We start from the raw sequence: 13,907 nt of genomic DNA on the forward strand, positions 1-13,907 counted from the left end.
AAACTCTGGTACTAATCTCTTAACTGGAGATGACGGTAACGATCTTCACTATGGTGGTAGCGGTAATGACACTCTCTATGGTGGCAATGGGAATGACATTCTCAATGGTGGTACTGGTTTAGATTCCTTCCTTTTTAACTCTACTTCTGAAAAAGTAGATCGCATTACCGATTTCAATGTCACTGATGACACTATTCTGATTTCTAGTAGTGGTTTTGGTGGTTTAGGAGTTGGTACATTAATATCAACTCAGTTTACTATAGGCTCATCAGCAACAACATTAGATCATCGTTTCTTCTATAATTCCAGTAATGGTAGGTTATTCTTTGATGTGGATGGTAGTGGTGCAACTTCTGCGGTACAAATAGCCATTTTAAATACGGGATTAGCCATGACTAATGATGATATTGTGGTAATTTAAGTCTTATGCCCCATTGGTACAACGAGATAAAGTTACTTGAAAATAGGTAATTAACGGTGTTACTGCTACCCATAACCACGCCTTTTTTCCCAAGGGATTTTTAGCAGTTGAAAGATAAAAGTAAGTAAGTTGGCTTGGAAAATAAAACCCAACACCAACCCAAATTAATCTTACTTCAAATCAGCGATACCGATGCCAAAGGCACAGCTACCCTGACCGCACTTACTACACTACTTTTGCTCTTTTTGTGATTATCTGAACTTGAGATGAAACAAAATATGTCGAGATTGGGGTATTTGAGAAAAAATCATATTTGATGACAGAATCGGTAAAGAGTAGGTTAAGGCACGAAACCCAACCTACGAATTAACTAATAACTATTTCAATTAAATTTTATTTACTTAGTGCCAAATCTGCTTGTTTAATTATCTGAGAAGTTTTTAAATTAATTTTTTGTTCTTCAATTTCAAGTTCTTTAAGTTTATTATGTAAAAAAACAATTTTCGTACTAATTTTAAGATTGCAACTTTGATGTAAAAGTTTAAAGTTTTCAGGTTTATTTGCTTGATTGCCAAGTTGTTTTAATGGAATAACATGATGAACCACTGCATCCGAAAATCTCAATTCTTCTTGACAATAAGCACACTTTCCCGACTGATATTCGAATTGTTTTTCCTTCCATCTTTTTCCTTCAGATGATTGAAGCCATTTATTAAATTCCTGTCGGGGATCAATAACTTTTTTTGCCTGAGTTAATAATTGTTCTGTTTTTCGCCGTAAATCCTCCTCTTTCAATAAAAGTAGAGCTAATTCTTGGTATAGATTATCATCATGTTGTTTCATATACGCTATTAAATCCAACGATCTTTTACTTAATTTAATTATAAATAAAAATTAATTATTGTAACCATTAGATCTGAAAATATATTTCTGAGGTTGGCTTGGATAATAAAACCCAAAACCAACCTATATTAATCTTACTTCAAATCAGCGATGCCAAAGGCACAGCTACCCTGACCGCACTTACTACACTACTTTTGCTCTTTTTGATAGCTTTTTTTTCTTTCTATTTCATCTTTTTTTTTAGCTAACATTATCAAATCATTTTTAATTTTTTGTTCTATGGTGTCCATTTGCATCATTAGATTAAATTTTTCATTTGATAATAATGTTTGAGCGAATTTTTCAGAGAGTAATTTTAACTATTTTTTTAGCTCAATATGTTTTTTTTTAATGAGCAATTCTTCTTGAAATAATGCTAGTTCTAATTGTTCTATTTCTTTAGTTGTTATATTCATATTTGATAAGTAGGACTGCTAATTTATTATCACCAAATATCTAATACCTTTTGCACAACTGATTTAGGTTTACTATATAACTCTTAGTAATTAATATTAAATTAAATAATTTTGGTCTAAAATTTGTTCTAAAGTATAAGGGCAAGTGTCGGGAAATTTTACTAAGTATTTAGTCTTTTGTTTAACAAATCTTAAAGCATCTTGATAAATTAACTCTAAATTTTTTATCAAATAATTACTTAAATTTGTGGTTAAATCCCGTTTAATTTGAGAGCGAAAACCAATTATTTCTGTTTTCCAGTGATTAAAATTATCCTCAGATTCTGTTGTCCAATATTGCAGTAACAAAAGATGTCTAATAATTTGTTCTGTTAAACTTGCTACTTTTGATTTATCTCGACGTGCCAAACTTTCTAACTCCTCAATTAAATTTTCTAAATCTAATTCATTAAAACGTTTCTCCCGTAATAATTTTATTGTTTCTTCTAACCAGAAATGCTCATCAGTTTCATAAATACTTTTCAAATCTGTTGTTAATAATGTATTTACCATAAAGTTATCAATATAAATATACTTTATTTTATTATAAGCAAGGAGTTTTAAAAATCTCTGATTAATCTTACTTCATAAGAATGATCGAACTCTCCTAACCATATCAACATTACATCATAAGTACGATCACACTCTCTCTCAAAAGACGATCAAACATGAAACAAAATATGATAGCATTGTGAATTAATTAAAAAATTTGAGGGGTTAAAAGTTCGTTGCCAACATCTCAACAAAAGGATACAGCGATTTTTATTTGTCAGTTATTATCGAATCTTTATCAACCAATTAACTTATTTCGTTATGATAAAAGACTGAAGATCATTTATATTCTCGCTGGTGTAAATGATGGTATCGAAATTACGATTAATGAACAAGGCGTATGGAGTTTTGAATCATGAAACAAGAATTATTAACAATGAGTAATCAAGAATTACGTCAATATTTGTCCAGCCATCGTCAAGATGAAGATGCTTTTAGTGAAGCCTTAGAAGTATTAATGAGTCGCAAAAAAGATACTATTAAATATCCTGCTATTTCAGAAAACAATTATCAAGAATTGCAAGACATTTTTAAAAGTAGATTAAATAGTAATTAATATCATGATTTCAGAGGTACAATCGAACCTTCTCCCACTAGACAATCGAACCTCCTTAACCATATCAACATTACTTCATAGGAACGATCGAACTCCCCCCAAAAGACGATCGAACCTCCTTAACCAAATTAACATTACTTCATAGGTACGATCTAACTCTACATCCATAGACGATCGAACATGAAACAAAATATGATCGAGATTGGAGTATTTCAGAAAATATAATGTTTGATAACAACAATTACAGATAAAGATAAAACTAAATTTCATATTTTGCTAAGAGAGCCTATAAATTTGAATTTAATTCAACCGAAGGAAGCACAAGAACTTATTGAAGCAGTTGAAAATGGACATATTCCCCTGCATGAGGCTTATCAATTAGTAATGAATATACTGAAAGAACAAAAAAAATAAGCATTTTTGAAAAAAACCTGAAGACAATTATACTTAGAAATAACTGAATTTAAGTAACTCAGAATAAGTTGAATTTAATAATAAAATCCAACACCAACCCAAATAAATGTGACTTCACACCAGCGATGCTAAAGGCATAACAAACTTATTAAACAACTTCCGCTAAAAGTCTTATGGTGGGTATATCTGACTTAGTGGGTTGACGAAAATAGCCCATTGGTAGAGTGACAACGGCTCTTGTATTTCCTAATAAATCAAAAAATTCCACACTGTAACCCGTTTCCAATCCATTAACATTATGTATATCTACCACCGTGCCAATATCACCAGCAAATAAACCATCTTCGACTATATCTTTTAATAAAATTACATCAGAATAAAGGGGAAAATTCATAATATTTAAAACCTCCAATTTTTATTCAGGAATCATGGTAATTAATCGGGGAATTTCGGTCCCTTTGTCAATTTGCCATACACTTTTCATCAATAATGGCTTATGAATAGGGGTAAGTATTTCTGATATTATTTCGTATCTTATGCCATAGGGTGTTTCTTTGATTATAGAAACTTCTGGATTGAGATGAAACCTGCGAATATCTAACTCTAATTGTTGCCAATTATCAGGAGAATAACCATAGTTAAGCAACATTTTTGCTTTTGAACCTCCCCTTTTATGATTGATATTCAACAAATAATCTACTATTTTAGATTCTTCAATGATGGCGTAATCGAAATTAGGAATTTTCATCATACTTTACCCCGAATTAATGTTACTTCAAATCAGCGATCGCACCCTTTGCCATATTCGCAATAGCCTGATCTGTAGCCTTTGGTAACTGATAGTAAGTACCTCCCGCCTGTTTTGCCAACTCCTTACCGAAGCCAGTGGAAACAAACTTCTTCTCGGTGTCGATAACTAACAATTTCATGCCCATAGCACCGATTTTCGTGGCAATATCCAACAATTCTGCCTTAATATCGGGTTTTTCCCCTTCCTCAAGAGTTTCACCCAACGATCGAGCCAAAGGAATATTACCCCGTCCGTCCGTAATTGCCACAATGACAACCTGTCCAATATCCCCCGACATCTGGGCATTTACCCCCACATGAACCGCCTGAGTTAAGGCATGGGATAAAGGTGAACCACCACCGCAAGGCAGAGTTTCCAAACGGGTACGGGCTAAAGTAATGGAACGAGTAGGAGGTAATAATACGTCTGCTTGTTCTCCTCGGAAGGGAATTAACGCCACCTGATCTCGATTTTCGTAGGCTTCCGTTAATAACCGCATTACCGCACCCTTTGCCGACTGCATCCGATTAAGTGCCATCGATCCCGAAGCATCGACGACAAAGACGATTAAAGCCCCTGCTTTCCTTGCGAGGCGTTTTGACCTCAAATCTCCCTGTTCCACGATGACACGACGATTTGGATTGCGTTCCCTGCGACTTTTTTGGTAGGGTGCAGCCGCTCTCAAAGTAGCATCAACGGCGATGCGTCTTACTTTACTTTTGGGTATCATAGGCTTAATATAGCGTCCTCGATCGTCCGTGAAAATGAGGTTACGAGCGCCAGATTTACCCTGTCTTTGCATCTGTTGGGCAAAATACAACACACTGGGATCTAAAATCACCCCTTCCACATCAAAAACGAACTCCTCTGGAATTTGAGGCGTTTCATTTTGTTCTTGATTGTCATCCTCTTTTTTATCTTCTTCCGTTTCCTCCTCTTTTTCTTCTTCCCCTTCATCTTCACCTTGATCTTGAGGTTGTGGAGGTGGTGGCGGTGGGGGTTGCATTTGATCTTCGGGCGGTTGTTGCTGAATAATGGTTGTACGAGGAACGATTACTAACTCAACGGCTTTGCGTAAATCATCAGCAGTGACGTTATTTCTTCCTTCTAAGGCTGCGGCGGCCATAGCGACTCTGACGGCAAAAATTTCCGCTCGATGTCCTTCTACACCACCTCTAATGGCTTCCTCTACTAAATATTTAATCTGTTCAGGAGTTATTTTCACCTCTTTGAGCCATTCCCTGGCAAGGATAATTTCGGTTTTTAGTGCATCCATGTCTTCGTCATACTGCTCAAGAAATTTCACGGGTGATGACGCATAATCGATTACTTGATCGACAGCTTGGACTCTTTCATCTAAAGCTAAGACTCCATCAGCACTAAGGGCGATCGCAATTCTGTCTAATAAATGTTCTCGTAATGCACCTTCTTCGGGGTTATAGGTAGCGATGAGTAAAGGTTTGCATGGATGAGCAAAACTGATGCCTTCCCGTTCGATTTGGTTTTTACCATCGGTTAAGACGGTTAACAGTTGATTGGCGATTTGGTCATCTAATAAGTTAATTTCATCGATATATAATACTCCTCGATGGGCTTGTGCCAACAATCCGGGTTGAAATATTGGTTCACCACGCTTAACGGATTCTTCCACATCCACCGAACCTAAAAGCCTGTCTTCTGTGACTCCTAACGGTATTTGCACAAAGGGATCTGGTATTACTTCCGTAGGAATTTGAGCAGGATCAGTATCGGCGTATTGTTGCCATGTGTCGGTATCCCAATCTTCCGAATTTTGGGGATCACAGTTGAAACGACTATCTTTGATTACTTCAATGGGAGGTAATAGGGCATGAATACCCCTAGCCATAACGGATTTAGCTGTACCCCGTTTACCGGCGATCGCCACTCCCCCTAATTGAGGATCAACGGCGGCGAGGAGAAGGGCGGTTTTTATAGCTTGTTGCCCGATGACGGCAGTTAAAGGAAAGTTAATATTTTTAGTAGTTAATGTAGGCATTAATATATATATTAATTATAAATGCAATGTAAGCTATATTTTAACCTACATGGGGTATAGGCTCGATCTGAGATATTTGTAGGCAATGCCCAACCTACAAAATATTTTTTGTGATACATACACTGTTAATAAAATTTTTAATCCTTTAATCTAATCATACCTGTATTACCTGAAAATGGTTTGATCGGTGTTGGTGCAGAATTTATTGCAATGACAAGTCGATTTTTTATTAGACAATAAAAGTAGTGGGCATTGCCCACCAAAACCCACAATTAACCTTCAATAATATGTCCGAATATCGCCATTTTTACGGAGAAGGAAGTATTATATTTTTAACAATCGTCACTTATAATCGTCAACCAATTTTTAAGGATGAAAAGAATATTGCTTTACTGCGTCAAGTAACTGCTACCGTAAAATCAGAGATGCCTTTTGAGATATTGGGTGCTGTAGTTTTACCAGATCATCTTCATTAGTTAATATTTTTAGTGGTTAATGTAGGCATTAATAATGAAGAAATTGCTCTATAATTATAATATATTTAATTCATCTTTAAGAGTTTTTATATCTTAATTAATAATTTTGATCAAACAAAATAATAGTCAATTATAAAATTTGCCAGGAGAAAAAATGTCCTTATTAATACTTAATAAGCAAGAAATAAAAGCCTTTTTGTGCATATTAGGAATATCTATTTTTGGATTAATTAGTTTATTTCAAGCGAACACATTATATTTAGATGATTATTGGCGATTAGTTGATGGTAAAATGGGGTGGGATTTTAATGCTCGTCCTTTAGCAACTTTTATTATTAAGTTTTTGCAATTAGGAGAACCTTTTACCGATATTTCCCCTTTTTTTCAAATCATTGGAATTTCTTTTTTTTCTCTGGGAATTATTTACTTAAACCGAATATATTAGATTAAAAATTTAGCATTATTAGTTTTAATAGGTGTTATCACTATTCTTAATCCTTATAATCTTTCTATGTATGCTTTTGTGCTAGATTCTTTAAGTATGAGTTTAGCAATTTTTTCAGCAATATTAGCCTTATATTTTACTATTTATATCAGACAAAATATCAAAAAATTATCTTTATTAATTCCTAGCTATTATTTTGTAGCTTTTTTTACTACAACTTTCACTGTGCTTATATCAAACTAGCATAGCTTTTTATTTTGTAGGATTTATTTTTTATTTACTATTTCAATTATGTAAAACAAAACAATATTTACACTCAATTTATAATTTTGTAACTTTTAATACTATTTTATTAGGAGGAATGATACTATATATACCCATTAAAAACTTATACAAATTAGATGAATATACTTTAAAAAATTCACAATTGCCAGAATTTGAGCAAATATTTCAAATTATCATTAATAATATTTTAAGTTCTTGGAATATAACTAAAACTCATTTGGCATCTAGTGCAATAATATGGTTATTATATTTATTAGGAATTTTAGTTTTGTTGTTGGTCATTTTTAACTGTTTATTTGAGAAAGATAATAATATTTTATTCAAGGATAAATTAATAAGTCTCGTGTTAGGTATTATATTACTATTTATATTGGTAACTTCATTTATTTTTCCTAGTTATATTCTTCTTAATCCACCTTGGCATACTAGAATTTTTTTAGGATTTACAGCTATAATTAGTTTTGCTTGTTTTTTTATGGTTAAAATTTTGGCAGATAGCAAAATTAAAATTTTGCAGTATTTTTTAATATTTTATTATTCTTTAATAACATTGTCATTTATGAACATTAGCTTAAGTTTAGGTAATGTTATTCATCAACAAAATTTATATGAAGATAGAATTGCAATGTCAATTTTAAGGGATGTAGAAGATTTAAGCATTAAATATTCACTTCCTTTAGATAACATAAAAATTTCTTTTGCTAATACCGAAAATTGTTTTACTTTAAAAGCAAATAATTTAGTTGCAAAATCCTTAGAAAAATATCCTATTATTAGTAGTATTGCTTATCAATATTTATCCCCTGATAATTTTGGCATAACCAAATTAAAAACTTTTGGATTAAATATAGAGTCTTTACCAAAAGAAGATTTTTTTCTGGATCATAAAGACTATTATCAACCGAATAAAGCTCCTATTTTACAACGTCAACTGTATAATATATACTTTAATAATAATGATGTTTTTATTATCACTTTTAACGAATAATAATTATCTTAACTCTATATAAAATTTTCAGTAATAAATTTTAAGGTTAATTCAGTAAGATTATTAATTGATTATCATTTATCCTTCATTCAAAAAATGTTATGGTCAAAGGTTATTAAGATCAAAACTGTTAATTATGACTCAAAATAATGTTATTCCTGTTAATTTAGAAACTGCAAATACCTTTATCTCATCTCACCATAATGAAAAACGCTATATACCATCATTGCTTTTGATAATATTTAACGGTTTTGGTTGCATTAAAAATTGCGATTAAAGCTACCCCAACATCAGCAAAAACCGCTTCCCAAAGATTTGCTACTCCAAAAGTTCCTAAGATAATAAATAAACTTTTGACAGTTAACGCAAAGATAATATTTTGCCACACAATCTGATTCGTTTTTCTGGCAATTTTGATGGCTTCTGGTACTTTAGAAGGAGCATCCTTCATAATTACTATATCAGCAGTTTCAATCGCTGCATCTGAACCTAATCCTCCCATGGCAATACCCACATCCGCCCTTGCAATCATCGGAGCATCATTGATTCCATCTCCAACTACAGCAATTTTATATTTACCATGAGATTGATTTATAAGTGTTTCTAAAGACTCTAATTTATCTTCAGGTAGTAATTCCGCTTGATAAGAGTCAACACCAATTTCTTGAGCAATTTTAGAAGCAATAGCCTGATTATCCCCTGTTAACATAATTGTATTTTCAATGCCTAATTGTTTCAATTGAGAAATTGCTAATACCGCATCGGGTTTAACTTCATCGGCAATAAGAATATAGCCCATATAATTACTATCTACGGCTAAATGAACTACTGTACCTTGCACATTACAAGTATCATGAGTAATATTTTCTCGATGTAATAATTTATCATTTCCAGCAATCACAGATTTTCCCTTAATTAAAGCCGATACGCCATAACCTGCTAATTCTTGATAGTTTTTGATGTTAGAATCATTAATTTCCTGATTATAGGCTTGGCGAATAGATTCAGCAATGGGATGAGGGGAGTAAACTTCAATTTGTGCCGCTAAAGCTAATAATTCTTCATCTTGAAAGCCGTTTTCTGGTAATATTTTGGTGACTCGAAAAACCCCTTGAGTTAAAGTACCAGTTTTATCAAAAACCACCGTTTTAACTTGTAAAAGAGAATCCAAATAAGTTGCCCCTTTGACTAAAATTCCTCGTTTAGCTGCACCAGCAACACCACCAAAATAACCTAAAGGAATGCTAATAACTAAACCACAAGGGCAAGAAATAACTAATAAAATTAAAGCACGATAAACCCATTCTTCATGAGTTGCTGAAGAAATAATTAAAGGAGGAATTAATGCCACCGCTAAGGAAACAAAGACCACCATCGGGGTATAATATTTAGCAAATTTAGTGATAAATTTTTGAGTCGGTGCTTTTTTACTGTTCGCATTTTCCACTAAATCCAAAATTCGGGTGATAGAAGATTCAGCAAATAACTTTGTTACCCTTACGGTTAAAATCCCCGTTTGATTAATCATTCCTGCTAAGACAATCTCTCCCTTTTTATAAATACGAGGCACTGACTCCCCTGTTAAAGCGGATGTGTCAATTTGCGAATTTCCTTCTAGTATTTCTCCATCTAAGGGTATTTTCTCCCCTGGTTTGACAATAATGACATCACCGATATTTACTTGTTGAGGATTAACTTTTTTAATACCATCCTTACATAGAAGATTAGCGTAATCGGGACGTATTTCTAATAATGTTTTTATTGAATTACGAGAGCGATCAACAGCCATATCTTGACATAATTCCCCTACTTTGAAAAATAGCATTACCGCCACTGCTTCAGGGAGTTTATGGATAGCAAATGCCCCTAAAGTGGCGATCGTCATTAAAAAATTTTCATCAAAGAATTTACCTTTTAAAACATTTTTTCCTGCACTTATCAAGACATTCCAACCGGCAAAAAGATAAGCGGGAATAAATATTAGATATTCAACCACAGAGTAAAAAGTATTATGTAGCTGATTTTCAAAAACAAAGCCACTAATAAATAAAATGCTACTAACAACAGTAACAATCACTTCTTGTTTAAGATTAAATTCCCCTTCGTGGCTATGATTATGTTCGTGACTATGATTATTCTTTTCAGCAGAGCAACAATGTTTGCCCATAATTACACCTTTATTTGAATATATGAACGCATATTCAGATTTTATCCTATTTTTCCCTCAAATTCTTTTCGACTATAATTGAATTTGATTGAGTTAAAAGCTCTTACGATAAATTCTCTTCTATTGCTTCTTTTAGTAACTTACCTCGTTGGCGATCGTCATTTGGCTTAATTGATGACACGCTCTAATAAAGCCTAGTGCTATATCTATTCTTTTCCTGATTATTGCCAATATCTCAACATCCGAATTGATGATAATATATTCTGTGCAGTTTTTGGGTAAAGAATCAATCAAGATGATACATGATAATTTTGCATGGTTACACAGAGGAATAACTGAGATTTTTCCTCATCAACCAAATTCAGAACAGATTACAGATAATTTAACTCAACTTTGTTTAAAAAGCGATCGCCCTTTAAGGGTAAAATTAGGAATTGATCCTACAGGTACAGACTTACATTTAGGACACAGTATTCCATTTCGTAAACTAAGAGCATTTCAAGATCAAGGACATACTGCCGTTGTCATTATCGGAGATTTTACCGCACAAATTGGTGATCCAACCGGGAAAGATAGCGTCAGAAAACAATTAACCCCGGAAGAAGTTAAACAAAACGCCGAAACTTATCTTAACCAACTGCGCCCAATTTTAGATTTTGATACTCCCCATCGCCTCGAAATCCGTTACAATTCCGAATGGTTATCTAGTCTGAATCTAGCCAAAATACAAGAATTATTAGCCACTATGACAGTACAACAAATGTTGGCTAAGGAAGGGTTTAACAATCGCTACATCCAAGAAAATCCCATTTATCTTCATGAATTTCTTTATCCTTTGATGCAAGGCTATGATTCCGTAGCTGTAAATGCAGATGTAGAATTAGGCGGTACAGATCAAAAATTTAATATCGCTGTTGGTAGAGATTTACAAAAATATTTTGGTAAAAAACCGCAATTTGGTGTTTTATTACCTATTTTAATTGGTACTGATGGAGAACAAAAAATGTCAAAATCCCTTAATAATTATGTAGGTTTAAAAGAGGATGCTTTATCCATGTATTCTAAACTTGAAAAAACTCCTGATTCTCTCCTCAAAAATTACTTTGAATTATTAACTAATTTATCTTTAACGGAAATTCCTGAAAATCCGAGAGAAGCACAAAAATTATTAGCAGTAGAAGTTGTTTCTCAATATCACGGCAAAGAAGTCGCCTTAACAGGACAAAAAACGGCCTTAGAACTTATTAACAATCAAAATCTAGCCAATGCTGAAGCTGTACCTCAATTTTCTTTAAATAATATCCAATTTCCCGCTAAATTATTCTATATTCTCAATGCCAGTGGTTTAGTTAACAGTAGCGGTGACGGTAGAAGACAAATTCAAGGCGGTAGTGTCCGTTTAGAAGGCGATCGCATTACTGATCCTAATTTTACTATTGAAAACCCTTTAGAATTAAGTAATAAAATTTTACAAGTTGGTAAGAAAAAATTTATCCGTTTAGTCAATAGTTAGAGTAAATTATCGAGTTTCTGATCTTAAAAAATAAAAAGAAATTTTTTGAAAAACCCTTGTCAAAATTAATTTAGTTTGTTATAATGGAATTAATAAAATAGCCACCTTTTCTTGACCCGTAGTGGTTGGGAGGGGGTGGCTTGTGCTTTTTTTATGTAACTTTTATAAACTTATAAGTTTGGTAGTGCTATATTTTTAAACCTGAATCTATCAATAATTTTAATTTTAGATTTATTCAGCAAATTCCAATTATCCACAAATGATTTAGGATTGCTATAGTTAAATATTAGAAATTTATGAAAAATAATAAATCAGTAAATTCAAATCAAAAATTATTTTTTCTTTTGAAACTTTTTAATTGGTATTCAGAGCAATTATTTATCACCCGGATAATAGCTATCATTTCTGTATTAAATTTAGGAATAGTCTTTTTTGATTTAAGTTATATTGCCTTAAGAGATATATGGTTAAATGGGAAAATAACCTTAGGTAAAATTAAAATTGCTAGTTTTGAATCTCAAGGATTAACTGTGAAAATAATACCGAAATCTTGGCGAGAAATAATAATTAAATATGATGAGATAAAAGGAATTATACCTCATCGGGATACTCAACAATATTTAGAGGAAGTAAAAAGACTAGAAAAGAGCATTAATCAAAATACTTTAAATAGTGAAGAAACTGCCAAAATTTTACAAAATTTAAGAGAAATGAGTGCTAATATGATTTCACAAGATCCTTTTAGAATAGCAAATAAAAGTGGAACTTTAGAAATGATTAAAAATAGAATGAGAGAACATATGCAACCATATATAGATAATCCGAGAGATTCTTCTACTGTTGCTATTACATCTTTTTGGACAAAAAATCATCTCAAAAAAAATAATATAGAAAGGCAGTTAAACTTTTTTAATCAAAAAATTAAACCCTTAATAAGGACAAATTATTTTCGCCCTATCGGAGAAAATGGAGAATTTGTCGATTATTTTGGGTTAATAGATTTTCCTTTTATCTTGATAATTTTTAGTGATTTTATTATTCGCTGTATTGCCATTAGTATTCGCTATCAAGGGGTTAAATTTCAAGACGCTATTTTATGGCGTTGGTATGATTTAATTTTCTTATTACCTACTTTTAGATGGTTAAGAATAATTCCTGTTATCATTCGTTTAGATGAGGCTGAATTATTAGACTCAAAAAGAATAAAAAAACAACTTAGTCAAGGGTTTGTTGCTCAAATTGCTGGAGATATAACCCAAATTGTGATCTTAAGAATTGTCAATCAAATTCAAAAAACTATTAAACAAGGAGAGATAGAAAAAATTTTATTTAATGAAGAAACAAAAGAATATATCGATTTAAGTGGTAGTAACGAAACCGTAGAAATTATTAAATTATTAATTAATTTAGTTGCTTATGAAATGTTACCCGAAATTCGTCCAGAAGTAGAAATTTTACTTACCTATATTTTTGAAAAAACTATTATTGAATCACCCATTTATCAAAATATTGAACATTTACCCGGATTAAAAACTTTCCCTCAAAATATTAGTAATAAACTAGCAACTCAATCCTATCAAATCTTTTTAAACACAATTAATAATATGTTAAAAGAAGATCCTATTTTTCAGCAACATATAGAAAAAATTATCGAAAAATCTAGTAAAATTATGAATTTGCGTCCAAATACTAGATATGAGATTAATAAAATAGAAGAATTATTAGTAATTTTCTTAGAAGAAGTTAAAGTTAATTATATTCAACAATTATCTCATGAAGATATAGAGACTTTAATGGATGAAACTAGAGCAATTAATAATTAGAAGTTGCCTTATAGTATTTTTTTTGGATGAAGGTAGCTATTAGCAGTCAGCTTTATCGCCCTTAAAAGGTGGGAAGGGAATAGGGAATAATTGATAGTTAATAGTTGATAATTTTCTCATTCC

The 13,907-nt window shown here is 32.1% G+C and carries 14 protein-coding genes and 1 pseudogene; 9 read left to right on the plus strand and 6 right to left on the minus strand.

The genetic code is table 11. The features are described 5' to 3' along the window. Positions 1-421: pseudogene (locus tag FWJ34_RS05665) on the plus strand (calcium-binding protein); the annotation flags it as partial. A 393-nt stretch (positions 422-814) separates the two neighbouring features. On the opposite strand, the gene FWJ34_RS05670 reads toward FWJ34_RS05665, so the two are convergent. Both FWJ34_RS05670 and FWJ34_RS05675 read right to left on the minus strand, forming a co-directional pair. Then, a complete protein-coding gene (locus FWJ34_RS05670; RefSeq protein WP_308254350.1) occupies positions 815-1,264 on the minus strand; it encodes an HNH endonuclease signature motif containing protein in 450 nt (149 codons plus the stop codon). Positions 1,265-1,815: 551 nt separating this feature from the next. Beyond that, on the minus strand, positions 1,816-2,271 hold the full coding sequence (locus FWJ34_RS05675) for a DUF29 domain-containing protein (RefSeq protein WP_308254351.1): 456 nt from the start codon (positions 2,269-2,271) through the stop codon (positions 1,816-1,818). A gap of 215 nt (positions 2,272-2,486) precedes the next feature. On the opposite strand from FWJ34_RS05675, the gene FWJ34_RS05680 reads away from it, so the two are divergent. From FWJ34_RS05680 to FWJ34_RS05690, 3 genes are all read left to right on the plus strand, one after another. Further along, positions 2,487-2,669 carry a DUF6888 family protein gene (locus tag FWJ34_RS05680; RefSeq protein WP_308254352.1) on the plus strand — a complete coding sequence of 61 codons (183 nt, stop codon included), beginning with the start codon at positions 2,487-2,489 and terminating at the stop codon, positions 2,667-2,669. Then, positions 2,666-2,866 (plus strand): DUF6887 family protein, encoded by a 201-nt coding sequence (locus tag FWJ34_RS05685; protein ID WP_308254353.1) that lies wholly within the window; start codon positions 2,666-2,668, stop codon positions 2,864-2,866. Before FWJ34_RS05680 ends, FWJ34_RS05685 begins: the two co-directional genes overlap by 4 nt. A 228-nt stretch (positions 2,867-3,094) precedes the next feature. Continuing rightward, complete coding sequence (locus tag FWJ34_RS05690) at positions 3,095-3,280, plus strand: hypothetical protein (RefSeq protein WP_308254354.1); 186 nt, start codon at positions 3,095-3,097, stop codon at positions 3,278-3,280. A 148-nt stretch (positions 3,281-3,428) separates the two neighbouring features. Here the strand turns inward: FWJ34_RS05690 and FWJ34_RS05695 are convergent, their stop codons facing one another. From FWJ34_RS05695 to bchD, 3 genes are read right to left on the minus strand one after another with little or no spacing between them, the layout of a single operon-like run. Then, the gene (locus FWJ34_RS05695; protein ID WP_308254355.1) at positions 3,429-3,674 is read right to left on the minus strand and encodes a DUF4926 domain-containing protein; all 246 of its coding nucleotides are present in this window, start codon (positions 3,672-3,674) and stop codon (positions 3,429-3,431) included. A 21-nt stretch (positions 3,675-3,695) separates the two neighbouring features. Then, the gene (locus tag FWJ34_RS05700; protein ID WP_308254356.1) at positions 3,696-4,031 is read right to left on the minus strand and encodes a DUF6883 domain-containing protein; all 336 of its coding nucleotides are present in this window, start codon (positions 4,029-4,031) and stop codon (positions 3,696-3,698) included. 19 nt (positions 4,032-4,050) lie between these two features. After that, positions 4,051-6,087 (minus strand): magnesium chelatase ATPase subunit D, encoded by a 2,037-nt coding sequence (gene bchD / locus FWJ34_RS05705; RefSeq protein WP_308254357.1) that lies wholly within the window; start codon positions 6,085-6,087, stop codon positions 4,051-4,053. Between the two features lie 287 nt (positions 6,088-6,374). On the opposite strand from bchD, the gene FWJ34_RS05710 reads away from it, so the two are divergent. The 3 genes from FWJ34_RS05710 (at position 6,375) to FWJ34_RS05720 (ending at position 8,281) form a co-directional block, all read left to right on the plus strand. Then, complete coding sequence (locus tag FWJ34_RS05710) at positions 6,375-6,563, plus strand: hypothetical protein (protein ID WP_308254358.1); 189 nt, start codon at positions 6,375-6,377, stop codon at positions 6,561-6,563. Positions 6,564-6,717: 154 nt separating this feature from the next. After that, positions 6,718-7,008 (plus strand): glucosyltransferase domain-containing protein, encoded by a 291-nt coding sequence (locus FWJ34_RS05715; protein WP_308254359.1) that lies wholly within the window; start codon positions 6,718-6,720, stop codon positions 7,006-7,008. Positions 7,009-7,852: 844 nt separating this feature from the next. Next, positions 7,853-8,281 (plus strand): hypothetical protein, encoded by a 429-nt coding sequence (locus FWJ34_RS05720; protein ID WP_308254360.1) that lies wholly within the window; start codon positions 7,853-7,855, stop codon positions 8,279-8,281. A 223-nt stretch (positions 8,282-8,504) separates the two neighbouring features. On the opposite strand, the gene FWJ34_RS05725 is transcribed toward FWJ34_RS05720, so the two are convergent. After that, positions 8,505-10,448 carry a heavy metal translocating P-type ATPase gene (locus tag FWJ34_RS05725; RefSeq protein WP_308254361.1) on the minus strand — a complete coding sequence of 648 codons (1,944 nt, stop codon included), beginning with the start codon at positions 10,446-10,448 and terminating at the stop codon, positions 8,505-8,507. Positions 10,449-10,743: 295 nt separating this feature from the next. Here FWJ34_RS05725 and tyrS point away from each other — a divergent pair, with 295 nt between their 5' ends. Both tyrS and FWJ34_RS05735 read left to right on the plus strand, forming a co-directional pair. After that, complete coding sequence (gene tyrS / locus FWJ34_RS05730) at positions 10,744-11,961, plus strand: tyrosine--tRNA ligase (protein WP_308254376.1); 1,218 nt, start codon at positions 10,744-10,746, stop codon at positions 11,959-11,961. A 296-nt stretch (positions 11,962-12,257) separates the two neighbouring features. After that, the gene (locus FWJ34_RS05735) at positions 12,258-13,784 is read left to right on the plus strand and encodes a hypothetical protein (protein WP_308254362.1); all 1,527 of its coding nucleotides are present in this window, start codon (positions 12,258-12,260) and stop codon (positions 13,782-13,784) included. Positions 13,785-13,907 lie beyond the last annotated feature (123 nt).

Source organism: Geminocystis sp. GBBB08 (assembly GCF_016743215.1).
In the GTDB taxonomy this organism is placed as follows: Bacteria; Cyanobacteriota; Cyanobacteriia; order Cyanobacteriales; family Cyanobacteriaceae; genus Geminocystis.

Bases quoted from the DNA above. Each gene is read 5' to 3' on its own strand.
- FWJ34_RS05700 (WP_308254356.1), bottom strand. From the start codon at position 4,031: ATGATGAAAATTCCTAATTTCGATTACGCCATCATTGAAGAATCTAAA.
- FWJ34_RS05695 (WP_308254355.1), bottom strand. From the start codon at position 3,674: ATGAATTTTCCCCTTTATTCTGATGTAATTTTATTAAAAGATATAGTC.
- FWJ34_RS05710 (WP_308254358.1), top strand. From the start codon at position 6,375: ATGTCCGAATATCGCCATTTTTACGGAGAAGGAAGTATTATATTTTTA.
- FWJ34_RS05735 (WP_308254362.1), top strand. From the start codon at position 12,258: ATGAAAAATAATAAATCAGTAAATTCAAATCAAAAATTATTTTTTCTT.
- bchD (WP_308254357.1), bottom strand. From the start codon at position 6,087: ATGCCTACATTAACTACTAAAAATATTAACTTTCCTTTAACTGCCGTC.
- FWJ34_RS05725 (WP_308254361.1), bottom strand. From the start codon at position 10,448: ATGGGCAAACATTGTTGCTCTGCTGAAAAGAATAATCATAGTCACGAA.
- FWJ34_RS05715 (WP_308254359.1), top strand. From the start codon at position 6,718: ATGTCCTTATTAATACTTAATAAGCAAGAAATAAAAGCCTTTTTGTGC.
- tyrS (WP_308254376.1), top strand. From the start codon at position 10,744: ATGATACATGATAATTTTGCATGGTTACACAGAGGAATAACTGAGATT.
- FWJ34_RS05670 (WP_308254350.1), bottom strand. From the start codon at position 1,264: ATGAAACAACATGATGATAATCTATACCAAGAATTAGCTCTACTTTTA.
- FWJ34_RS05720 (WP_308254360.1), top strand. From the start codon at position 7,853: ATGAACATTAGCTTAAGTTTAGGTAATGTTATTCATCAACAAAATTTA.
- FWJ34_RS05685 (WP_308254353.1), top strand. From the start codon at position 2,666: ATGAAACAAGAATTATTAACAATGAGTAATCAAGAATTACGTCAATAT.
- FWJ34_RS05675 (WP_308254351.1), bottom strand. From the start codon at position 2,271: ATGGTAAATACATTATTAACAACAGATTTGAAAAGTATTTATGAAACT.